This is a genomic window from Actinomadura sp. NPDC048955 (genome assembly GCF_040649435.1).
Taxonomy (GTDB): domain Bacteria; phylum Actinomycetota; class Actinomycetes; order Streptosporangiales; family Streptosporangiaceae; genus Spirillospora; species Spirillospora luteofluorescens.
On the sequence record NZ_JBEZJI010000003.1, the window covers coordinates 272031 to 293728 of the forward strand.

Annotated in this window: 18 protein-coding genes; 14 read left to right on the plus strand and 4 right to left on the minus strand. The window is 72.0% G+C overall.

Annotation, left to right across the window (positions count from 1 at the left end):
• The first annotated feature begins 63 nt into the window (after positions 1 to 63).
• Both AB0C84_RS05060 and AB0C84_RS05065 read left to right on the plus strand, forming a co-directional pair.
• Entirely contained in the window at positions 64 to 774 is a 711-nt protein-coding gene (locus AB0C84_RS05060; protein WP_361061246.1) for a hypothetical protein, read from the plus strand.
• A 134-nt stretch (positions 775 to 908) separates the two neighbouring features.
• Positions 909 to 2942 (plus strand): chaplin family protein, encoded by a 2034-nt coding sequence (locus AB0C84_RS05065; RefSeq protein WP_361061248.1) that lies wholly within the window; start codon positions 909 to 911, stop codon positions 2940 to 2942.
• A gap of 207 nt (positions 2943 to 3149) precedes the next feature.
• Here AB0C84_RS05065 and AB0C84_RS05070 read toward each other — a convergent pair whose 3' ends face one another.
• A complete protein-coding gene (locus tag AB0C84_RS05070) occupies positions 3150 to 3335 on the minus strand; it encodes a DUF5703 family protein (RefSeq protein WP_179845705.1) in 186 nt (61 codons plus the stop codon).
• 254 nt (positions 3336 to 3589) lie between these two features.
• On the opposite strand from AB0C84_RS05070, the gene topA reads away from it, so the two are divergent.
• The 10 genes from topA to AB0C84_RS05120 all read left to right on the plus strand — a co-directional run bounded on the left by topA (position 3590) and on the right by AB0C84_RS05120 (position 16129).
• Positions 3590 to 6280 (plus strand): type I DNA topoisomerase, encoded by a 2691-nt coding sequence (gene topA / locus AB0C84_RS05075; protein WP_258945104.1) that lies wholly within the window; start codon positions 3590 to 3592, stop codon positions 6278 to 6280.
• Positions 6281 to 6308: 28 nt separating this feature from the next.
• Entirely contained in the window at positions 6309 to 8378 is a 2070-nt protein-coding gene (gene tmk, locus AB0C84_RS05080; protein WP_361061251.1) for a dTMP kinase, read from the plus strand.
• Positions 8379 to 8397: 19 nt separating this feature from the next.
• On the plus strand, positions 8398 to 9537 hold the full coding sequence (locus AB0C84_RS05085; protein WP_339155609.1) for a DNA polymerase III subunit delta': 1140 nt from the start codon (positions 8398 to 8400) through the stop codon (positions 9535 to 9537).
• Positions 9538 to 9671: 134 nt separating this feature from the next.
• Positions 9672 to 11384 carry a S8 family serine peptidase gene (locus AB0C84_RS05090; protein WP_361061253.1) on the plus strand — a complete coding sequence of 571 codons (1713 nt, stop codon included), beginning with the start codon at positions 9672 to 9674 and terminating at the stop codon, positions 11382 to 11384.
• Between the two features lie 99 nt (positions 11385 to 11483).
• Complete coding sequence (locus tag AB0C84_RS05095) at positions 11484 to 11963, plus strand: low molecular weight protein-tyrosine-phosphatase (RefSeq protein WP_361061255.1); 480 nt, start codon at positions 11484 to 11486, stop codon at positions 11961 to 11963.
• Positions 11953 to 12810, plus strand: a complete 858-nt coding sequence (locus tag AB0C84_RS05100; protein ID WP_361061257.1) for a fructosamine kinase family protein — start codon at positions 11953 to 11955, stop codon at positions 12808 to 12810. Before AB0C84_RS05095 ends, AB0C84_RS05100 begins: the two co-directional genes overlap by 11 nt.
• A 171-nt stretch (positions 12811 to 12981) precedes the next feature.
• On the plus strand, positions 12982 to 13896 hold the full coding sequence (locus tag AB0C84_RS05105) for a hypothetical protein (RefSeq protein WP_361061259.1): 915 nt from the start codon (positions 12982 to 12984) through the stop codon (positions 13894 to 13896).
• Between the two features lie 48 nt (positions 13897 to 13944).
• A complete protein-coding gene (gene ricT, locus AB0C84_RS05110) occupies positions 13945 to 14781 on the plus strand; it encodes a regulatory iron-sulfur-containing complex subunit RicT (protein WP_361061370.1) in 837 nt (278 codons plus the stop codon).
• Between the two features lie 131 nt (positions 14782 to 14912).
• On the plus strand, positions 14913 to 15509 hold the full coding sequence (locus AB0C84_RS05115; protein ID WP_361061261.1) for a hypothetical protein: 597 nt from the start codon (positions 14913 to 14915) through the stop codon (positions 15507 to 15509).
• 170 nt (positions 15510 to 15679) lie between these two features.
• On the plus strand, positions 15680 to 16129 hold the full coding sequence (locus tag AB0C84_RS05120; RefSeq protein WP_361061263.1) for a hypothetical protein: 450 nt from the start codon (positions 15680 to 15682) through the stop codon (positions 16127 to 16129).
• A gap of 61 nt (positions 16130 to 16190) precedes the next feature.
• Here the strand turns inward: AB0C84_RS05120 and AB0C84_RS05125 are convergent, their stop codons facing one another.
• The gene (locus tag AB0C84_RS05125) at positions 16191 to 17339 is read right to left on the minus strand and encodes a hypothetical protein (protein ID WP_361061265.1); all 1149 of its coding nucleotides are present in this window, start codon (positions 17337 to 17339) and stop codon (positions 16191 to 16193) included.
• Positions 17340 to 17577: 238 nt separating this feature from the next.
• On the opposite strand from AB0C84_RS05125, the gene AB0C84_RS05130 reads away from it, so the two are divergent.
• Positions 17578 to 18252, plus strand: coding sequence for a S1 family peptidase (locus AB0C84_RS05130; protein ID WP_258945093.1), 675 nt, complete (start codon positions 17578 to 17580; stop codon positions 18250 to 18252).
• Here the strand turns inward: AB0C84_RS05130 and AB0C84_RS05135 are convergent.
• Complete coding sequence (locus tag AB0C84_RS05135) at positions 18249 to 19646, minus strand: MFS transporter (RefSeq protein WP_361061267.1); 1398 nt, start codon at positions 19644 to 19646, stop codon at positions 18249 to 18251. The genes AB0C84_RS05130 and AB0C84_RS05135 overlap by 4 nt on opposite strands.
• Positions 19647 to 19777: 131 nt before the next feature.
• On the opposite strand from AB0C84_RS05135, the gene AB0C84_RS05140 reads away from it, so the two are divergent.
• Positions 19778 to 20605, plus strand: a complete 828-nt coding sequence (locus AB0C84_RS05140) for a GNAT family N-acetyltransferase (RefSeq protein ID WP_361061269.1) — start codon at positions 19778 to 19780, stop codon at positions 20603 to 20605.
• 2 nt (positions 20606 to 20607) lie between these two features.
• On the opposite strand, the gene AB0C84_RS05145 is transcribed toward AB0C84_RS05140, so the two are convergent.
• Entirely contained in the window at positions 20608 to 21690 is a 1083-nt protein-coding gene (locus AB0C84_RS05145) for an acyl-CoA desaturase (protein ID WP_361061271.1), read from the minus strand.
• Between the last annotated feature and the right edge of the window lie 8 nt (positions 21691 to 21698).

Here is a 21698-nt window from a genome sequence, read left to right on the forward strand (position 1 = left end):
GCTTTCCGTGGTGCTATCGTCACCATTCGTTGAGGACGGATCGGTCGCAGCGGAGGTTGTCCGGTGGCAGGTGGCGCGGTGTGGGTCGGGGCGGTCTCCGTCCTGCTGCGCCGCGCCGCCGTCGGACGTTCCCTGCGGCGACTGCTGGTCCTCGGCGGGCTGCTGATCGCCGGCTGGCTCCTCGGGTGCGCGGCGCAGACCGCGCACGCCGACGAGCCGCCGCCGGCGCCCGTGAAGGGGGTCGTCGAGAAGGCGCCCCTGCTGGGCGACGCGGTCCAGACCGTGCGCGAGCACCGGCCGGTGCCTGCGGCGCCCGCCGTCACCGACCCGGTCGAGGTCGTGCACGTGGTGGCGCCGGAACCGCACGCGGAGAAGGTCGTGCAGGACGTGCCGCCGCCCCGGCCGGAGGTTCGGGGCGAACCGGTGATCAAGCGTTCACCCCGGCCGGTCGTGACCGAGACCGCCGCCGCGTCTGAGCCGCACCGCCGGCCGTCCGCGCCCGCCGTCTCCAGCCTTTCCCCGGCGCGACCGAGCGCCGGCCATGCGGCGCGCCACGTCGTCGTCCGGCACCACCCGGCGCCCATGCCGTCGCCCGAGAAGCCGGGTACGCATTCGGCGACCGGCGGCTTCATCGTGGCCGGCGTCGCCGCCGGGTTCCCCGCGGCGGGGACGTGGGTCCCCGCACCTCATCGGGCATCGCCGCGCCCCGTCTTCGGCGCGGTCCCGCCGGCCGTCCGCACCGCCGCGGACGAGCCCTCCTTCGCGCCCGACTAGTTCCCGACCACAGTCTCCGGACGCGTGCCCGTGCGGCTCGGGCGCGCCGATCCGGTCTTCCGCCGTGCCCTCATGCGCGGCCTTCCCCCGAGACACACGTCTCTCTTCTCCACCAACTCTTCTCTAGGAGCATCATGCGAACGTGGGCAAAGGGCACCTCCCGTGCCGTGCTGACCGCGGGCTTCGTCGCCCTCGGCGTGAGCGCCATCCCCGTCAACGCCTTCGCCGACGTCACGACCGGCAGCGGCGGAGTCCTGAGCGGCAACCAGGTGAACGCGCCGATCTCCGCGCCCGTCGACGTGAGCGGCAACGGCGCCGCGCTGGTCGGCGGCAGCCGGGCGGTGTCCCGCGGCGGCGCCAAGGTCGACCAGGGCGGCAGCGGCGGCGGCCAGCGGACGTCCGGCAAGCGCGGCGTCGCCTCCGGGAACCAGGTCAACGCCCCCATCTCGGTGCCGGTGAACGCCTGCGGCAACGCCGTCGCCGTCGTCGGCGGGGCGCAGGCGGGCTGCGAGGGCGGCGCCAAGGTCAAGGGCAGCGGCAGCGGCGGCCAGACCACGGACGGCACGGACGGCGTCCTCGCGGGCAACCAGGTGAAGGCCCCGATCTCCGCGCCGGTCAACGCGTGCGGCAACGCCGTCGCGGTCGTCGGCGGGGCGCTCGCGGGCTGCGACGGGGGCTCGCAGGTCAAGAACGGCGGGAACACCGGATCGAAGCAGCAGACGTCCGGCGTCCGCGCCGTCGGGAGCGGCAACCAGGCCGACGTTCCGATCAGCGTGCCCGTGGACGTCTGCGGCAACGCGGTCGGCAACGCGGTGGCGGCGTGCGAGGGCGGGGCCTCCGTCCGCAACGGCGGCCACGGGACCGGGCGGCAGACCACCTCCGGCGTGCGCGGGATCCTCTCCGGGAACCAGGGCAACGCCCCGATCAGCATCCCGGTGACGGCCTGCGGCAACGCCGCGGCGCTCGTCGGGGAGGCCGGCGCGCTGTGCGAGGGCGGCGCGCACGTGCGCAGCGGCTCCGGTGGCGACCAGCAGACCTCCGGGGTGCGCGGCATCCTGTCCGGGAACCAGGGCAACGCCCCGATCTCCGTTCCCGCCGAGGTCTGCGGCAACGCGGCGGCCGTCGTCGGCCGGGCGGCGGCGGCGTGCGACGGCCAGTCGCTCGTCAAGGGGTCGCACGGCTCCGGCGGCAAGACGTCCGGCGACAAGGGCACCGGCTCCGGGAACCAGGCGAACGCGCCGGTCCAGGTCCCCGCGGAGGTGTGCGGCAACGCCGCCGCCGTGGTCGGGGCGGCCGCCGCGCTGTGCGACGAGCCCGGCAACGGCGGGTACGAGCCCTACTCCCGGACGGCCGGCACCGCGCCGCGCCCCGGCTCGAAGATCGACCCGCCCGCGGTCGGCGGCCTCGACGGCGTTCCCGTCCTGAACGGCGGGACCGGCCTCGTCGGCGCCCTGCCGGCGCAGGGCCGCGACCAGCGCACCGCGCTCGACGGCGACGGGGCGCCGGTGGCGGTCTCGCTCCTGGACACCCGGGCCCTCCCGGGCGGCGCGGACCTCCCGGTGAACGGCCGGAGCGCGGCGGCCGGTGCGCCGGTCGACGGCGGCCTCCCCGGGCCGGTGAGCCCGCGGGCGCTGGGCGGCGTCGCGTCGGAGCTGAGCCCGGTCGGGCTGCCCAAGGCCGCCTCCCTCGTGGGAACCGTCCTCCAGGACCAGCCGGCCCGGGGCCCGATGTCGAGGTCGAGGAGCCTGCCGGCCGGCACGGGCCTGCCGCAGGTGCCCGGCCTGCCGAAGGTCGGCGTCCTCCCGAACGTGACGGGTGCGTCGCAGGTCCTTCCCGGGACGAAGGTGCTTCCCCAGGCCCAGGGCCTGGCCGGGAAGAGCGCGCCGGTGAAGGCCGACGCGCGGCGCGTCCGGCCGGACGCGAAGGCGCCGGGCACGATCTCGGTGCCCGCGAAGCCGGCCCTCCCGGTCGACGTGCACGGTGTGGCGGCCGCCGGGATCGCGCAGGTGCCGGACGGGATCGGCCGGATCAGCCCGGTCGCGTCCACGCAGACGATCACGCCGGGGACCAGGGCGGGCGCGGCGCTGCTGGCGGCGGTGTCGGGGCTGCTGGCCGCCGCGGCCGGAACCCTGGCGCTGGCCCGGCGGATCCGGGTGGGCCGCCGCTAGATCCACCAGACCGCGTAGATCCACCAGACCGCGGGTGAGCCGGCCTCGGGCCGGTGTGCGGAGGACCTTCGCCCGTCCCGGAGGCGCGGACCGGGGCGGGCGAAGCCGTATCCGCGTGCGGGCCGGCCGGGGCCGCGGCGGACACAGTAACGTCACGTCAGGGAATCCGTACGCAGTGCTACGCTCCGGACAGGCCGCTGGGAACGGTCAGAACGTACGGACGGCGCGGATGACCTTGCGGCGCAGTTGAATACGACGGCGGCCGTCCGGGTACAGGCGCAAGCGATCGAGTTCCCAGCCGCCGTGCTCCGCGTGCTCGGTCATGATCCGCCGGGCGGCGTCACGGGTGGTACCGCGCGGCAGTGACAGGACGAGGTAGGTGTACTCCGCCATTGCGACCATTATTACTTGGTCTACCGGCCGTGCGGCACCGTACCGTGGCCTCCCGGTCCGCGCGGCGTGCGGCGGCATGTCATCCTGTCGGGGGCGTGCGGCGGTGAGAATCCCGCCCCTCCGCGGGGGCGGCACGATGATCGCGGGGCGGCGGCGGGACGGCGCGGGCACAAACACGCCGCCATGCGACGTTGTACGAAGCCGGTAGGAAGAACCTGAGTCAGAGGAACCGAGACAGCGAGGTTGGAGCGACTGTGCCAGCCAAGAACGGCACCGCGAACAGTGGCCGGGGCAACGGGGCGGGGACGCGCCTGGTGATCGTCGAGTCGCCCGCGAAGGCGAAGACGATCGCCGGTTACCTGGGCCGCGGCTACATCGTGGAGTCCAGTATCGGCCATATCCGGGACCTGCCCGGAAGCGCCTCGGAGGTGCCGGCCAAGTACAAGGGCGAGCCGTGGGCGAAGCTCGGCGTGAACGTCGAGCACGAGTTCGAACCCCTCTACGTGGTCAACTCCGACAAGCGCCAGCAGGTCCAGAAGCTCAAGAAGCTGCTCGCCGAGGCCGACGAGCTCTTCCTCGCGACGGACGAGGACCGGGAGGGCGAGGCGATCGCCTGGCACCTCCAGGACGTCCTGAAGCCGAAGGTCCCCGTGCACCGGATGGTCTTCAACGAGATCACCAAGGACGCGATCCAGCGCGCCGCCGCGAACCCGCGCCAGCTGAACATGCGCCTGGTGGACGCGCAGGAGACGCGCCGCATCCTGGACCGCCTCTACGGGTACGAGGTCAGCCCCGTCCTGTGGAAGAAGGTCATGCCGAAGCTGTCGGCGGGCCGTGTGCAGTCGGTGGCGACGCGCCTGGTCGTGGAGCGGGAGCGGGAGCGGATCGCGTTCGTCCCCGCCCACTACTGGGACATCGCGGCCCAGTTCGACACCGGTAAGGACGAGGAGCCGACGGCGTTCAAGGCCGGGCTCGTCTCCGTGGACGGCAGGCGCGTCGCGCAGGGCCGCGACTTCGGCTCCGACGGCGCCTTGAAGACGCGGGACGCGCTGCACCTGGACGAGGCCGCCGCGACGGCCCTCGCCGAGCGGCTCCGCGGCCGCCCGTACGAGGTGAAATCGGTCGAGCGCAAGCCGTACACGCGCCGCCCGTACCCCCCGTTCCGGACGACGACCCTCCAGCAGGAGGCCAGCCGCAAGCTGAACTACTCCGCGAAGTACACGATGTCGGTGGCGCAGAAGCTGTACGAGAACGGCTTCATCACCTACATGCGAACCGACTCGATCACCCTGTCGGAGACGGCGATCACGGCGGCGCGGCGGCAGGCGGCGTCGCTGTTCGGCGGCGAGTACGTCCCTGACAAGCCGCGCGTCTACACGTCCAAGGTGAAGAACGCGCAGGAGGCGCACGAGGCGATCCGCCCGGCGGGCGACACGTTCCGCACGCCCGCGGAGACGGGCCTGTCCGGCGACCAGTTCCGCCTCTACGAGCTGATCTGGAAGCGCACGATCGCGTCCCAGATGAAGGACGCCGCAGGCCAGTCGGTGTCGATCCGGGTCACCGGGGTCTCGACGCAGAACGAGCGCGCGGAGTTCGGCGCGACCGGCAAGACGATCACGTTCCACGGTTTCCTCAAGGCCTACGTGGAGAGCGCCGACGACCCGTCCACGGACCGCGACGACCAGGAGCGGCGGCTGCCGAACCTGGCCGAGGGCGACCCGCTGACCGCGAGCGCGGTGGACGCCGAGGGCCACTCGACCCGCCCGCCGGCCCGCTACACCGAGGCCAGCCTGGTCAAGGAGCTGGAGGAGCGGGAGATCGGGCGGCCGTCGACCTACGCCTCGATCATCGGGACGATCCTGGCGCGCGAGTACGTGTTCAAGAAGGGCACGGCGCTCGTCCCGTCGTTCCTGGCGTTCGCCGTGGTCAACCTGCTGGAGCAGCACTTCGGCAACCTGGTCGACTACGACTTCACCGCCCACATGGAGGACGGTCTCGACGAGATCGCCCGCGGCGAGGCCGAGCGCGTCCGCTGGCTGACCAGGTTCTACTTCGGCGACACCGGCGAGGAGGGCCTGAAGGAGCTGGTCGGCGACATCGGCGACATCGACGCCAAGGGGATCAGCTCGTTCCCGATCAAGGGGACCGACATCATGGTGCGGGTCGGCCGGTACGGGCCGTACCTCGACCGCGACGGCGAGCGCGTCAACATCCCCGAGGACATCGCGCCGGACGAGCTGACCGCGGAGAAGGCCGAGGAGCTGTTCGCGCAGCCGTCGGGCGACCGGGAGCTCGGCACCGACCCCGAGACCGGCCACATGATCGTCGCCAAGTCGGGGCGGTTCGGTCCCTACGTCACCGAGATCCTGCCCGAGCCGGCGCCCCCGGCCGACGGCAAGAAGCGGACGAAGAAGGCCGACGCCGCCAAGCCGCGCACGTCGTCGCTGTTCAAGTCGATGTCGCTCGACACGATCACGCTCGACGACGCGTTGAAGCTGCTGTCGCTGCCGCGCACGCTGGGCGAGCTGGACGGCGAGCCGGTGACCGCGCAGAACGGCCGGTTCGGCCCGTACATCAAGCGGGGCTCCGACAGCCGGTCGCTCGGCTCGGAGGACGAGCTGTTCACGGTCACGCTGGAGCGGGCGAAGGAGCTGCTGGCGCAGCCCAAGCAGCGCGGCCGCCGGGCCGCGGCCGCCGCGCCGCTGCGTGAGCTGGGCAAGGACCCGGCGAGCGGGGAGCCGGTCGTGGTGAAGGAGGGCCGGTTCGGCCCGTACGTCACCGACGGCGAGACCAACGCGAGCCTGCGCAAGGGCGACGAGGTCGAGTCGATCACGATTCAGCGCGCGGCGGAGCTGCTCGCGGAGCGCCGGGAGAAGGTCGCCGCGGGCGGCGGGAAGAAGAAGGCGGCACCGCGCCGTCGAACCTCCGCAAAGTCCGGTTCATAGGGACATCTACGCCGATACCCTGACCGACATGACCAGAACGGGCGCACCCCGGCCGCACCCCGCAGCGCCACCGCCGCCGGGTGTTTCGTCGCTTTCGTCGATCGGGCCGTTCCGGCGGCTCCGGATCGCGCTGTCGCTGTCCAGTGCCGCCCAGTGGATCGGCGTGCCCGCGCTGACCGCCATGGCCGCGATGCTGGCGCGCGGCGACGGCGCCGCGGCGCAGGCGCAGGCCATCGGCGGCACGCTGGCGCTGATGCTGCTTCCGGCGGTGGTGCTCCCGCCGGTCGCCGGGCTGCTCGCCGCCCGTGTCGACCGCCGGCTGATGCTGATCATCGCGGACGTGCTGCGGCTGGTGGTCGTGGTGACGGTGCCGCTGGTGCACGCGCTGCCGTGGACGCTGGCCGCCGCGTTCCTCGTCTCGTGCCTGAGCCTGCTGTGGGTTCCGGCGGCGCGCGCGTCCCTGCCTGCGCTGGTCCCGGACGAGGAGCTGCGGCCCGCCGCCCGCCGGGGCGCGACCCGCGTGCTCTACGGCCCGGCGCCCGCCGCCGCGCTGCTGTTCGCCGTCCTCGCGCTGGTCGCGAACGGGACGCTCGGCGCCGGTTCCCGCGCCGACCTCGCCCTGTACGTGACGGCGGGCCTGTTCCTCGTCTCGGCCGCCGTCGTGGCGATGGCCGGCGAGATCCCGGCGACCGAGCCGGTCGCGACCGTGTCGCCGCTGAAACTGATCTTCCAGGGCCCGGGGTCGGCCGCCGCGCGCGGCGTCGGGCTCGCGATCGCGGCGGCGTCGGCCACGGCGGGCGCGGTCGTGGCGGTGGCCCGCGTCCACGCCGGCGAGCTGGGCGGCGGGGACGCCGGGTACGGCTCCGTCCTGACCGCGCTCACGGTGGGACTCGGTTTCGGGCTGTTCCTCGGGCCGCGCGTGCTCGTCCCGTTCAGCCGCCGCCGTCTCCTCGGCCTCGCGGTGATCGCCGCCGCGCTCGCGCTGGTCGTGCTCGCCCTCGTCCAGAACCTCGTCGTCGTGGTGTTCGCGACCGCGTTCCTCGGCGTCTTCGCCGGGGCCGCGTGGTCGACCGCGAAGGTGGCGGTGCACGACCCCGAGGCCCCGGAGGACGCCCGCCCGGCGGCGTACCTGCGGTCGGTCGCGCTCGTCACCGTGCTGATCGCGTTCGCCGCCGTCCCGCTGATCGCGGCGGCGGCCGGGTCCCACCGCCTCGACCTCGGCGGTGGCGTCTACGACGCCTACGGAACCGGCATCGCCCTGCTGGTCGCGGCCGTCCTCGCCCTGCCGGCCGGGCTGCTGGCGTACCGGCGGCTGGACGACCGGCGCGGCATCCCGCTCGTCCCCGACCTGCGCGCCGCGCTGCACGGCGAGATCTACACGCCGCCGGAGCAGGCGCCCGCGGCGCCGCAGCCCGTGCACCGCAACCGCGGCGTGTTCATCGCGTTCGAGGGCGGCGAGGGCGCGGGCAAGACGACGCAGGCGCGGCTCGCCGCGATCTGGCTCCGCGACCACGGCTACGACGTGGTGACCACGCACGAGCCGGGCGCCACAAAGATCGGGATGCGGCTGCGCGCGATGCTGCTGGACCGCGACACCACCGGCCTGTCCGACCGCGCCGAGACCCTGCTGTACGCCGCCGACCGCGCCGACCACGTCGCCAACGTGATCAAGCCGGCGGTGGACCGCGGCGTGATCGTGGTCAGCGACCGCTACGTCGACTCGTCCCTGGCCTACCAGGGCTTCGGCCGTGGGCTGCCGGTGGAGGACATCGCCCGCGTCAACGCCTGGGCGACCGGCGGCCTCGTCCCTGACCTGACCGTCCTGCTGGAGATCCCGCCGCAGGCGGGCCTGCGGCGGCTGTCGGCCCCCGCCGACCGCATGGAGTCGGAGTCGCAGGAGTTCCACGAGCGGGTCCGCGAGGGCTTCCACGCCCTCGCCGAGGCCGACCCGGACCGCTACCTGATCCTGGACGCGAGCCGCCCGCAGGGCGAGCTGAGCCGGGAGATCCAGTACCGCATCCGGGAGATCCTGCCCGACCCCGTCCCGCTCGGCACCGAGGACGCCACGAGCACGTTCCCGGTCATCACCGACTACTGAGCCCGCTAGCCTCTGTTCCATGAGCGTGTGGGACGACCTGGTGGGGCAGGAGCCCGTCATCGCGCAGCTGTCTTCGGCGGCCGGCGGGACGAGCGGGCTCGCGCACGCGTGGCTGTTCACCGGGCCGCCCGGGTCCGGGCGCGTGACCGCCGCGCGGGCGTTCGCCGCGGCGCTGCAGTGCACGGAGACGCCGCGCGGGTGCGGGCACTGCGCGTCCTGCCACCAGGTGCTCCAGGGGACGCACGCCGATGTCGAGGTCGTCCGCCCGCAGGGGCTGTCGTTCGGCATCAGGGACGCCCGTGCGCTGGTGCTGCGGGCCTCGTCCTCGCCGAGCGGGGGCGGCCGGCAGATCGTGCTGTTCGAGGACGCCGACCGGGCCACCGAGGGCGCCGCGAACGCGTTGCTGAAGGCGATCGAGGAGCCGCCGCCGCGGACGGTGTGGCTGCTGTGCACGCCGTCGCCGGAGGACCTGCTCGTCACGATCAGGTCGCGCTGCCGGCTGGTGACCCTGCAGACGCCTCCGATCGCGGCGATCGCCGACTTCCTCGTCCAGCGCGACGGCGTCGAGCGCGAGACCGCCGAGGTGGTGGCGCGGGCGGCGCAGGGGCACATCAGCCGGGCGCGCCGGCTCGCCTCGGATCCGCGGATGCGGCGGGTGCGCGAGCAGGTGGTGGCGGTGCCGCGCCGGCTGACGGGGGTGAGCGCTGCGGTCGCCGCGGCGGAGACGCTCGTGAGCGCGGCGAAGGCGGAGCGGGACGCGCAGACCGCCGAGCTGAACGACGTGGAGACCTCCGCCCTGCGCAAGGCGCTCGGCGAGAGCGAGAAGGGGCGGATGCCGCGCGGGACGGCGGGCGCCCTCAAGGAGCTGGAGGACCGGCAGAAGTCGCGGGCGACGCGGATCCTGCGCGACGCCCTGGACCGGACGCTGCTCGACCTCGCGTCCTACTACCGGGACGTGCTGACGCTGCAACTGGGGGCGGGCAGCGAGCTGGTCAACATCGAGCTCGGTCCCGAGCTGCGGTCGGCCGCGGGGGACGGGCGCCCGGAGGACACCCTCCGGCGCCTCGATGCGATCATGGACTGCAGGGAGCGGTTGGCGGCGAACGTCAATCCGCAGCTGGCCTTCGAGGCGCTGACCTTGGCGTTGCGGCACGGGTGATACGGGTGGGGCTTACACAACTTGTCCCCATTCGTTACATTTCCGTACGCGACTCTCAATGAGCGCCCCCGTAACGTTCGCTGGCTGATCGACCGAAATCCGGTTGGTTAACCCCCACAGCCAGGAGGTCTGCCTTGCGGCGAGCCTTGATTTCCGCCGCGTGCGCCGTCACCACCGTGACGGCCCTCGCGTTCCCAGCATCCGCAGCTCCCGGCCCGGCACAGGCGAAGGGCGAGGTGTCGGAGTACGTCGTCCTTTACAAGGAGGGCGCGTCCCTCGGACAGGCTCACCGGGCCGTCTCGGCGGCCGGCGGCAAGGTCGTGCACGAGAACCGCGACGTGGGCGTCGCGACCGTCACGTCCCAGAACCCGGAGTTCATCCACGCCGTGATGAACCAGCGGGCGCTCGACGGCGTCGCGCACAACCGGATCATCGGCGAGGCGCCCAAGGCCAAGAAGAAGGCGCCGAAGGTCGAGAAGCTCAACGGGACCCTCCACGGCGCCGCGAACAAGGCCGCCCCCGCGGGCAAGCCGTCCAAGGACACCGAGCCCTTGGCGGACCTGCAGTGGGACATGAAGCAGATGCACGCCACGGCGGACGGCTCCTACAAGAAGGAGCCGGGTGACCGGCGCGTGCTGGTCGGCGTCCTCGACACCGGCGTGGACGGCGACCACCCGGACATCGCACCGAACTTCAACCGCAAGCTCAGCCGCAACTTCACCCACGACATCCCGGCCGACGCCAACGGCAACGAGGTCGACGGGCCCTGCGAGTTCACGTCCTGCGTCGACCCCAACGACTGGGACGACAACGACCACGGCACGCACGTCGCGTCCACGATCGCCTCGCCCCGCAACGGCCTCGGCATGGCGGGCGTCGCGCCGAACGTGTCGATCGTGAACCTGCGCGTCGGCCAGGACTCCGGCTACTTCTTCCTCCAGCCGACCGTCGACGGCCTGACCTACGCGGCGAAGAACGGCATCGACGTCGTCAACATGTCGTACTACATCGACCCGTGGCTGTGGAACTGCGGCAACAACCCCGCCGACAGCCCCGAGGACCAGCTGGAGCAGCGCACCATCATCAAGGCGGCGCAGCGCGCCCTGGACTTCGCGCACAACCGCGGCGTCACGCTGATCTCCGCGGCCGGCAACGACCTCGTCGACTACACCAAGACGAACACCGACGACAGCAGCCCCGACTTCCCGTCCACCCCGGGCGAGGAGCCGCACGACCGCACCGTCCCGGCGAGCTGCGTGTCGATGCCGTCCGAGGGCGAGAACGTCATCCCGATCTCGGCCACCGGCCCGAGCGGCCGCAAGTCGTACTACAGCAGCTTCGGCAACGGCTACGTCGCGGTGGCGGCGCCCGGCGGCGACAAGGTCGACAACGCCGACCAGCGTCCGGACGACAAGGGCGGCATCTGGGCCGCCTACCCGGAGCGGCTCGCCAAGGAGCGCGGCGAGCTGAACGCCGACGGCACGCCGAACGTGTCGTACATCATCCGCAGCTGCAAGGGCGACAAGTGCGCCTACTACCAGTCGATTCAGGGCACCTCGATGGCGTCCCCGCACGCGGTCGGCGTCGCGGCGCTCATCGTCAGCAAGTACGGGCACCGGGACCGCAGCGGCCTGACCATGGACCCGCGCCTCGTCGAGCGGGTTCTGCGCGGCACCGCGACCCCCAAGGCGTGCCCGAGCCCGGCGACGGTCGAGTACGTCTGGTACACCAAGTCGAACGACCAGTGGGTGAAGCACACCTCCACCCAGACCTGTGAAGGCTCGAAGGGCCAGAACGGGTTCTTCGGCAGCGGCATCGTGGACGCGCTCAACGCCGTCTCGCGCTGACCCCGCCTGGACCACCCCAGGACGCGACCCCCGGCACCCGCCGGGGGTCGCGTTCTTTTCGCCTCGTCGGCTCGCGGACCCCTCGTGCATGATGGAGGCATGCCGTTCCGAGTCACCTTCGTCTGCACGGGCAACATCTGCCGCTCCCCGATGGCCGAATGGATCCTGCGTCACCACGTCGAGCAGGAGGGCCTGGACGTCGAGGTGGACAGCTCCGGCACCGGCGGCTGGCACGTCGGCGACGGGGCCGACGAGCGGACGGTCGCGGCGCTGGAGCGCGCCGGCTACCGGTCGGCGCACATCGCGCGGCAGTTCGACGCCGCCTGGTTCGACGAGTACGACATGATCATCGCGATGGACGCGGGCCACGAGAAGGCGCTGCGCTCGATGGCGCCGAGCTGGCAGGCGCGCGGGAGCATCCGGCGGCTGCGCGAGTTCGACCCGGACGCGGGCGGCGACCTCGACGTCCCCGACCCCTACTACGGCGGCCGTGACGACTTCGACCTCGTTCTGTGGCAGGTGGAGGCGGCGATGCCCGGCCTGCTGAAGGAGATCCGTTCGGTGCTCGATGACGGCTGAGCGGCTGCGGCCGCGGCTGGAGAGGCTGCTCGGAACCGGGGTCGAGAAGGTGAACGACCTCGGTTCCAGTCATTCGTGGACCTTGCACAGGGCCTCCCTGACCGACGGCCGCGACGTGTTCGTGAAGGCGGCACAGGACCAGGCGGGCGTGTTCGCGGCGGAGGCGGCAGGGCTGCGCTGGCTGGGGGAGGCGGGCCCTGGGACACCCGTCCCCGACGTCGTCGCGTCCGACGACCGCATGCTCGTCCTGCCGTGGCTGCACTCGGCGCCACCGTCCCGCGAGGCCGCCGAACGTCTCGGACGGGAACTGGCCGCCCTGCACACCGGGAACCGTCCTGACGCCTACGGTGCGCCCTGGGACGGCTTCATCGCCGACCTCCCCTTGGACAACACGCTGGACGACCGCCCCTGGCCCGCCTGGTACGCGGAACGCCGCCTCGAACCGTTCCTTCGCCTCGGGGCCACGCATCTCTCGTCCGGCGACGTCCGCCTGGTGGAGCGCGTCATGGCGGACATCGAGTCACTCGCCGGACCGCCGGAGCCGCCGTCCCGCGTCCACGGCGACCTGTGGTCGGGGAACGTCCTGTGGACGGGCGAGCGGGCGCTGCTCATCGACCCGGCCGCGCACGGCGGGCACCGCGAGACCGATCTCGCCATGATGGCGCTGTTCGGGACACCGCACCTCGACACCGTCCTCGGCGCCTACGATGAGGTCGCGCCCCTGGCGGACGGATGGCGCTCCCGCGTCCCCCTGCACCAGCTGCACCCGCTGCTCGTCCATGTGGCACTGTTCGGCGGGTCGTACCGGGCGTCCCTGGTCGAGGCGGCCCGTGCGTCCCTCGGCTGAGCGTCTCACGACTTGGTAACTCCGCCTTCATGGGTTTTTGTCGCGATCCAGATGCGGTAGAAACGACGGGCGATCCGGCAGGAAGGTGAGGTAGGCAACCCCATGGACGACGGCAGGCGCGGGGACCCGAGTACCCGGCTCGGCTCTTGGAAGGGTCTGGTTCCTCTCGGCGTGGCCGCGACCGCCGCGCTGCTCATCGGAGGGGGCGTGGACATGGTCCACCGCCACCAGCGCGCCGCCGACAAGGAGCACGAGGCCAAGCCCGCCGCCAAGGCCGAGAAGACCGAACCGCCGTACATCGTCGGCGTCACGGCGAAGGGCGCGTCCCTCCTCGTCCGGGACGTGCGCACCGGGGCGAACGTCGGGCTGCCCATCGCCGCCCCGCAGGGCCGCCGCTTCCACCGCGTCGCCGCGCTCAAGGACGGCTCCTACATCGTCGCGACCCCCGGGGCCCGCGACATCACCTTCCAGCGCCTCCGCCTGGACGACGGACGTCCCAAGGACCTCAAGCCCATCCCCAAGGCCGTCGTCCCCGGCGTCTCCACCGCATGGTCGGACCTCGCCGCGAGCCCCGACGGCGCGCAACTCGCCTACGTCACCTACAAGGGTGCGAGCGCCCGCGTGGACGTCGTCACGGCGGAGACCGGCGCCCACAAGGTGTGGGCGACCAAGCTGCGGGCCCGCGTCGGAAGCCTCTCCTGGTCCGGCACCACGCTGTCCTTCGTCTGGAGCCCGGTCGGCTCGGCCAAGCACCAGGTCCGCACGCTCGACACCAACGGCGCCGCAGGCGACCTCAGGACCAGCAAGGCCGTCATGCCGCTGCCCAAGGGCAGCACCAACGCCGTCATGAGCCGGGACGGCACCTCCCTTATCGCGGCCATAGCGAAGAACTCCGAACTGACCCTCCAGACTTTCACGCTGCAGGGAAGCCCCACCAAGACCCTGTGGACCCAGAAGGTGAAGGGCGTCCCCACCGGCCTCGACATCGCCCACACCGGTCACAGCGTCATCGCGACCGCGGGCGACCTCTACGCGCAGGGCGTCCCGACCGTCCCGGCAGGAGATCTCGCCGACGCCGCCTGGTGAGACCTAGAGTGGGTCGCACGAAACCGGGCGAACGGAGCGAACGTGGGCATGATGATGGCCGTCAGCTTCACCCGTTACGGCCGCCTGTTCTACCTGGATCCGGGCCCGCACAGCCCCCAGGTCGGCGACAAGGTCCTCGTCCCCACCGACTCGGGCCCGGAGGTCGCCGAGTGCGTGTGGGCGCCGCAGTGGGTCTCCGAGGACGTCGACGGCCTTCCCGAGTGCGCCGGCCCCGCCACCGACGAGCACCTCGCCCGCGACGAGGCCAACCGCCGCCGCCGCGCCGAGGGCCGCCTCATCGCCAAGCGCCTCATCCGCAAGCACGACCTCCCGATGAAGGTCATCGGCGTCGACTACCTCGACGCCGACAACGTCTTCAAGATCTACTTCACCGCCCCGCACCGCGTCGACTTCCGGGCCCTCGTCCGCGACCTGGCCCGCGGCATCAAGGCCCGCGTCGAGCTGCGCCAGGTCGGCCCCCGCGACGAGGCCCGCCTCCAGGGCGGCATCGGCCCCTGCGGCCGCGACCTGTGCTGCGCCACCTTCCTCAAGGACTTCGAACCCGTCTCCGTCCGCATGGCGAAGGAGCAGGACCTCCCGGTCAACCCCCTCCGCATCGCCGGCGCCTGCGGCCGCCTGATGTGCTGCCTCAAGTACGAGCACCCGCTGTACGTCAAGGCGCACGACAGCATGCCGGCCCTGGGATCGCGCGTAGAGACGCCGAACGGCCCGGGCCAGGTCGTGGGGCGCAACGTCCCCTCCGACAAGGTCACCGTCCGCCTCAACAGCGGCGGCCGCTGCTCCTGCCCCTCGGCCTCCGTCTGCTCCCCCCGCAAGCAGCACGACGCCCACTACGCCCCCTCGGACGACAGCGACCCCGGCTGAGAAGCGCACGGGGCGGGCTCGGACTCGGAACGCGTTCGGCCGAGGACCGGAACGTCGAATGTGCCGACCCTCGGAAGCGGCGGACGGTCGGAGGCGTACCTACAAACCAGATCCTCAGAAAGGAGCTTCCAATGGAAGACGTCTACAAGCGTTTTTCAGGGGGCTGGGAACGTCGCGACGATCTCCTCGCACGAGCGCAGCAGAAGGGCGCCACCCGCGATGACCTTCGTGCCGCCGAGGCCAGGGGCATCGATCTGGGCCACTACGTCGCCGCGCTGGAGGCGGGCGCTTCCCACGAGGACATCCTCGCCGCCGTGGCCGCCGGCATCCTGCCCTGGCTGTTCGTCAGGGCGCTGGAGGCGGACGCCACCCCCGCTCAGATCATGGAGGCGCACCGCAAGCAGGTCGCCGCGGATCCGGGCTACGCCTGGGGCATCGGCGGATCCGGCTACACCGACCTGCTGAACATGGGCGGGACGCACGACGAACTCATCGACCTGCACGACAAGGACGTCCACCCGCAGATCACTCAGCGGGCGCTCGAAAGCCGCCTCGGCATCGCCAAGCTGCTGGAGGCGTACGACCAGGGTCTCCGCGGAGCCGACCTGCTCTGCTACGTGGAGGCGCAGGAGAACCAGGTGAACCCCGACGAGGTGCTCGACGCTCATCGGCGGGGACTTCGCGGGCTCGAACTGTACGGCCACCTGAGGGCGCTCACGGGCCGCTGATCACACGAGGACGTGATCCGGCCGCGCACGCGGGCACGTCCTCCACCCATATCGACAGCCGCCGGCCTCCGTCCCTGGACGGAGGCCGGCTCTCGTTCGCGACCTCCCGGCAGAGGTTTCGACGACGTCGACAACGCTGGGCAAGCGGTGTGGGTGGCAGGATCCACGGCATGAGCACGCGGGTTTGGCTGAATGAGAGCGACCAGTTCGTCCCCGGCGCCGAGTTGTTCCGCTCGGACAGGTCGTTCACGGTGTGGGCGTACACCATCAGCCACAGTCAGTTGCTTCTGCGCACGCGGACGACGTCGCGGGACGGGGTCAGGCCGACTCGGATAGATGTGGTCTTCAAGCCGGTCCTGGCCATGAAGGTCAGGACCGAGTACGGGGACGGCCTCGTCATCCGATGCGCGGATCAAGAGGAAGCCGCGCGGATCCACGCGGAGAGCAGCAATGTCGAGCCGGGCGCCGGAGTCCACTGCCTGATTCTGGAGACGGGGAACGACCGCGACTACGTCGTGGCGCATGCCTTCGGCTGGGTGGAGGACATGGGAAGCGAGCGGGACCCGAGCGCTTTGGCCGGCTTCGCCCCTGGAAGCGACCCAGCTCGCATCCTGGGCTGACCTGCACCCCTCGGCCACTACACCCCAGCGCTACCGACCTGAGCCGGCGTTCCGGTGCGGTTTACGGGGTGGAGAGGAGTGCGCCTTTCTCGTCGGTCATGCCTGCTGCGAGGAATCGGGGGGTGCCCGGGATACGGGCTATGGTGCGGGCCTCGAAGTAGCTGAAGCCGGACGCCCGGATTTTGGCGCTGGTCCAGGTGCCCTTGGCGGTCCGGTGGGCGAGGGCCGATTCGTAGGCGTTGACGTCGGTCGAGCCGATGAGCCAGATACCGCCGTCCGCGTCGATGATCGGGGCGCCGAACGGGCTGAGCCTTCCCGTCTTCTCCATGAGGCTTTCGGAAGTCCAGCGGCGTCCGTCGGCGTCGCCGTGCAGGAGAAGGGACGACAGGCGGAGATCGTCCGGGCCCATCGGCTCGGTGCGGGTCCCGTCCGTCTCACCGGCCGGGACGCCTCCGGCGCCCTCGGCCGTGATCCAGACGCCGGCGGCCGTGGCGGTGATCGTGCCGAGCCGGTACCTCGTGTCCTGGTGGCCGGCTCTCTTCTCAGATGGCAGGACGTCGTCCAGCGGGACGGGCCTCCAGCCGGCGCCGTCCTGGTGGTACAGCCTGTTCTCGAAGGTGAGCGCCCAGATGTCCCGGGCGGAACGGGCGCTGGTGCGGGCGATCCGGAACGGCAGGCCGGTCTCGGACCATCCGTCCGCCGAACGGGTCCAGGCCGCTCCTGTGGCGCGCGACCCCGTTCCGTAGACCCGGACGTCCTGCGGGGAGAACACGTCCATCGCCGTGACGGTGAACCCCGGGAGCCGGCGGTCGATCGTCCAGCGTTCGCCGTTCCAGTGGAGGACGGTCGAGTCCGACCCGCCGAGGGCGACCGCCCAGACGTCGGACGCCGCGGACGCCCCCGCCGCCTTGACCGCGCCGATCCGTCCGCCCGGAAGGGCGACCTTGGTCCAGTCGTGGCCGTTCCAGTGCATGGCCGTCGGCCGCCACACCTTGTCGTCCGGGCCGCGCCCGCCGAACGCCCACACGTCCTTCGGCCCCAGCGGGACGATCTGGGGATCGACGCGCAGCGACGCGTCCGCGACCTCCACCCGCCACCGGGCGACGCCGGTCCCCGTCCTCCACGGCGCCGACTCGACGGCCGGCGTCCCGCACCCCGCGAGGGCGAGCAGCGCCGCGGCGGCGCCGGTTTTCGGCAAACGAATTCTCATACGCCCTCCATCCTGAAACGGTCGACTCATCCTGCGCCGCCGGGAATCGCGGCGGATGAGCTCCCGTACCTAGATGGCGCGGCCTGCCGTACTCACCGCCGACCTGGGTCTTCGTGGGGGTTCGTCGTGATGTTGATATACGGTCGCGGGCAACCTTGGCACCTTCCTCCCCTTGCCGGAGGCCCCGGGTTTTCGCACCATTCCGGAAAGCCGCCATTCCCCCCGCAGGAGGCATTCCGTGAAACTGCGCGTCGCGACCTTGCTCGCGAGCATCGTCGCCGTCCTGGCCGCCGTCAGCCCCGGCGCGTCCGCGGCGCCGAGGGACGTCCGTCCCGCTGCGGCGCCGGGCGCGGAAGGGGGACAGGCGATCTATGGGCCCGGTGTGCGCTGCACCCTGGGGTTCAACGTGCGGCAGAACGGCACGTACTACTTCCTCACCGCGGGCGGTTGCGCTCAGGTCGGCATGGTCCTGTACGCCGATCCGGGGCTGACCGTCCAGCTCGGGACGGTCGTCTCGGTGACGAACCTCGCCGTCGCGCTCGTCCGGTACGTGGAGCCTTCCGTGGAGCGGCCCGGCAGCGTCCACCTCTACCCGGGGTCGCAGGACATCACGACGGCGGGCCGGCCGGTCGTCGGCCAACGCGTCTGCCGCAGCGGGCCCACCACGGGCGTGCGCTGCGGCAGCGTGACGGCCATCAACGTGACCGTGAACTTCCCCGAGGGGACGATCACCGGGCTCGCGAGGACGACCGTGTGCACGGAGCCCGGGGACAGTCCCGGGGCTCCGTACTTCTCGGGCACCACCGCGGTCGGGCTGGGGATCGGCGGAGTGGGGGACTGCGCCAGCGGCGGATCGTCCTACTTCCAGCCGATCTCTCCGGTGCTCAGTGCCTTCGGCGTCAGCGTGTACTAGCGCTTGGGGAGGAGCTGGGCGAGCGCCGCGGTGACGCCGCAGAAGGCCATGACCGGGAGGAGCGACGCCCGGAAGGCGTCGGCGACCTCGCCCAGCGCGCCGTAGAAGACGATCCCGACGAGCGCGACGCCGAGGGCGTTGCCGACCTGCTGGGCGGTGGACAGGACGCCGGCGGCCGAGGCGGCGTGCCGGTCCGTCACGCCGGACAGGACGAGCGCCGACAGCGGTGCCAGGACGAATCCCATGCCGGCTCCCACGAGGGCCAGGCCCGGGATGAGCCAGCCGATGGCGTGCCCGATCGCGGCGAGCAGGAGGACGCAGCCGGCCGCCTGCACCGCGGCCCCCAGGGCGAGGACCTGCCGTCCCAGGCGGGCGGCGATGGCCGTGGCGCGGGTGGACGCGGCGAAGTAGCCCGCGCCCAGGGCGACGAAGAGCAGGCCCGACTCCAGGGCGCTGAGGCCGCGTCCCTGCTGGAGGTACAGGGCGAGGTAGAGGAAGAAGGACGCCATCGCCAGGGTGTAGACGAGCGCCAGGCCGCTGCCGACGCGGAACGCGGGCTGACGGAAGAGAGCGGGTGCGACGAGCGGTGCGCTGCCGCGGTGCTGGGAGAGGGCGAACGCGGCGAGCAGGACGGCCGACGCGGCGAGCGACGCCCACGTCCAGGCGGGCCAGCCGAGGCGGCGCCCCTCGATCAGGGGCAGGACGAGCGCGATGAGGCCGAGGGTGACCAGGACGGTCCCCGTGACGTCCAGGCGGGTTCCGGTGGTGCGCGGCTGGGACGGGACGGTCCGGCGGACCAGCGCCAGCGTGACGACCCCGACCGGGACATTGATCAGGAAGATGCTGCGCCATCCGGTGCCGAACAGGTTCGCCTGGATCAGCGCGCCCCCGATGAGCTGCCCGAACACGCCGCCCAAGCCCATCGCCAGGCCGTAGGCGGTGAACGCCTTGGCGCGCGCCTCCCCGGTGAACACGCCGTTGATGATCCCGAGGACCTGCGGCATCAGGAGCGCCGCCGCGATCCCCTGCACCACCCTGGCGCCGATCAGCGTGGCGGGGGACGGGGCGAGCCCGCACGCGAGCGAGGCGGCCGTGAACACCGCGAGACCGAGCGCGTACATCCGGCGGCGTCCGGCCAGGTCGCCGAGGCGGCCACCGGTGATCAGCCCGCTGCCGAGCGCGAGCCCGAACCCGGCGACGACCCACTGGATCGCCGTCGCGCCCGCGCCCAGGCCGGTCTGGATGTCGGGGATCGCCACGTTCACGATGAAGAAGTCGAGCGTGGTGATGAAGACGCCGGTGAGCAGGACGAGCAGGGCGCCGATGGACGCGGTGGGCGAGGGCGCGGCCTCGCGCGGGTGCCGTCCCGCCACTGGAGTCGCCGTGTGCGACATGGTTCTCCTCAGGTCGTCGTTATCCGCGCCTAGACGATCTCGCTGGGGAGGTCGTGAAGGCGATGACCTGTGGGGTAATGAGGCGTAATTCGGTTGTGCTGCCGGCGGCGCGCGATCTAGCGTCCCGTCCCATGGATTGGGACAGGCCCGCACGGCGGCTCGGGATCGACGATCTGGCCGCCTGCCAGCGGCTCGCTGAAGACCGCGACTGGGGGCGCGAAGACCGCAAGTGGCGGTTCCTGTTCTCGGTCGGCGACGTCTACGGCATCGACGATGGTGAGGGCGAACTCGCCGCGGTGACGGTGTCGACCCCATACGGCAGGGACGTCGCCGCCATCAGCATGGTGCTGGTGGCGAAACGCTACGAACGGCGTGGTCTGGGCGGCCGCATCATGCGGCACGCGATGGACAACACCGAAACGAAGAGCTTCTGCCTGACGGCTACCGAATACGGGCGTCCGCTGTATGAGCGTCTGGGGTATCGCTCCGTCGGGTTCTGCACGACGTATACGGGCACGGGCGAGGGGCCTTCGGGGCGGGGCGTATCCGTGCCTGCTGAGGCGGACGACATGCCCGCCGTCCATGCACTCGACACCGAGGTCTTCGGGGCCGACCGTTCACGGCTGGTCGACGGACTGCCGTCGTTCTGCGAGACGTTCCATGTCGTCCGGGACGAGTCCGGCCTCAGGGGTTTCGGGGGCGTGTGGTGGAACGATGACCGGGCCGTCGTCGGCCCGGTCACCGCTCAGGACGGCGAGACGGCGCTCGCGCTCGTCGAAGAGATCGTTCCTGCGGGGCCGATCCGCCTGGACATCGACCACCGGCATCCGGAACTGGTCGACTGGGCGCGGCGGCACGGCCTGGCGCCCGCGTTCACCACCACGGTCATGGAGTACGGCGCGCCCGTCGCGAACGACCCGTCCCGCCTCCACCTTCCCGTGGCGCAGGCCCTCGGCTGACCTCAGCGGGCCTCCGGCCCCGCCGCGGACGGCCTCCCGCCGGGCAGCGCATAACGGACGATCTTCTTCCAGGTGCCGGTGACCTGCTTCGACAGCGTGCCCGTGTGATACGGGATGTCGTACTTGTCGCACAGTGCGCGGACGCGCGGGGCGATCTCGCCGTACCGGTTGCTCGGCATGTCCGGAAACAGATGGTGCTCGATCTGGTGGCTGAGGTTGCCGGTCATCAGGTGGAACAGCTCACCGCCGGTGATGTTCGCCGAGCCGCACAGCTGCCGCACGTACCACTCGCCCCTCGTCTCGCCGTCCAGCCGCTCCTCCTCGAACACCTCCACGTCGCCGGGGAAGTGCCCGCAGAAGATGATCATGTGCGCCCAGACGTTGCGGACCGCGTTCGCGGTGGCGTTCGCGGCCAGCGTGGACAGGAACTGCGGGCCGCTGAGCAGCGGGAACGCCAGGTAGTCCTTGCCCCACTGGCGCCGGATCTTGCGGCCGATCGCGCGCAGCTTCTCCCTCGTCACCGCCTCGTCGGCCGTCCCGTCCCGGATCTTTTCGATCTCCAGGTCGTGCAGGGCCACCCCGTATTCGAAGAAGAGCGCCAGCAGCAGGTTGTAGAGCGGCTGCGCGAGGTGCGCCGGCGACCACTCCTGCTCGGGGGCGACGCGCAGGATGCCGTAGCCGACGTCGTTGTCCCTGCCGAGCACGTTCGTGAACGTGTGGTGGACGAAGTTGTGCGAGTGCTTCCACTGCTCGGCCGGCGAGACGTTGTCCCACTCCCAGGTCGTGGAATGGATCTTCGGGTCGCGCATCCAGTCCCACTGGCCGTGCATGACGTTGTGCCCGATCTCCATGTTCTCCAGGATCTTCGCGACGGCCAGCGTCGCGGTCCCGGCGATCCAGGCGGGCGGCAGCGCGGAGGCGAGCAGCATCGCCCGGCCGCCGATCTCCAGCCCGCGCTGCCAGCGGATCACCCGCCGGATGTAGGACGCGTCGCGCTCGCCGAGACCGGACATGATCTCCTCGCGCAGCGCGTCCAGCTCGGCGGCGATGGTCTCGTAGTCCTCGGCCGTCAGATGGTCGGTCATGCCGCTCC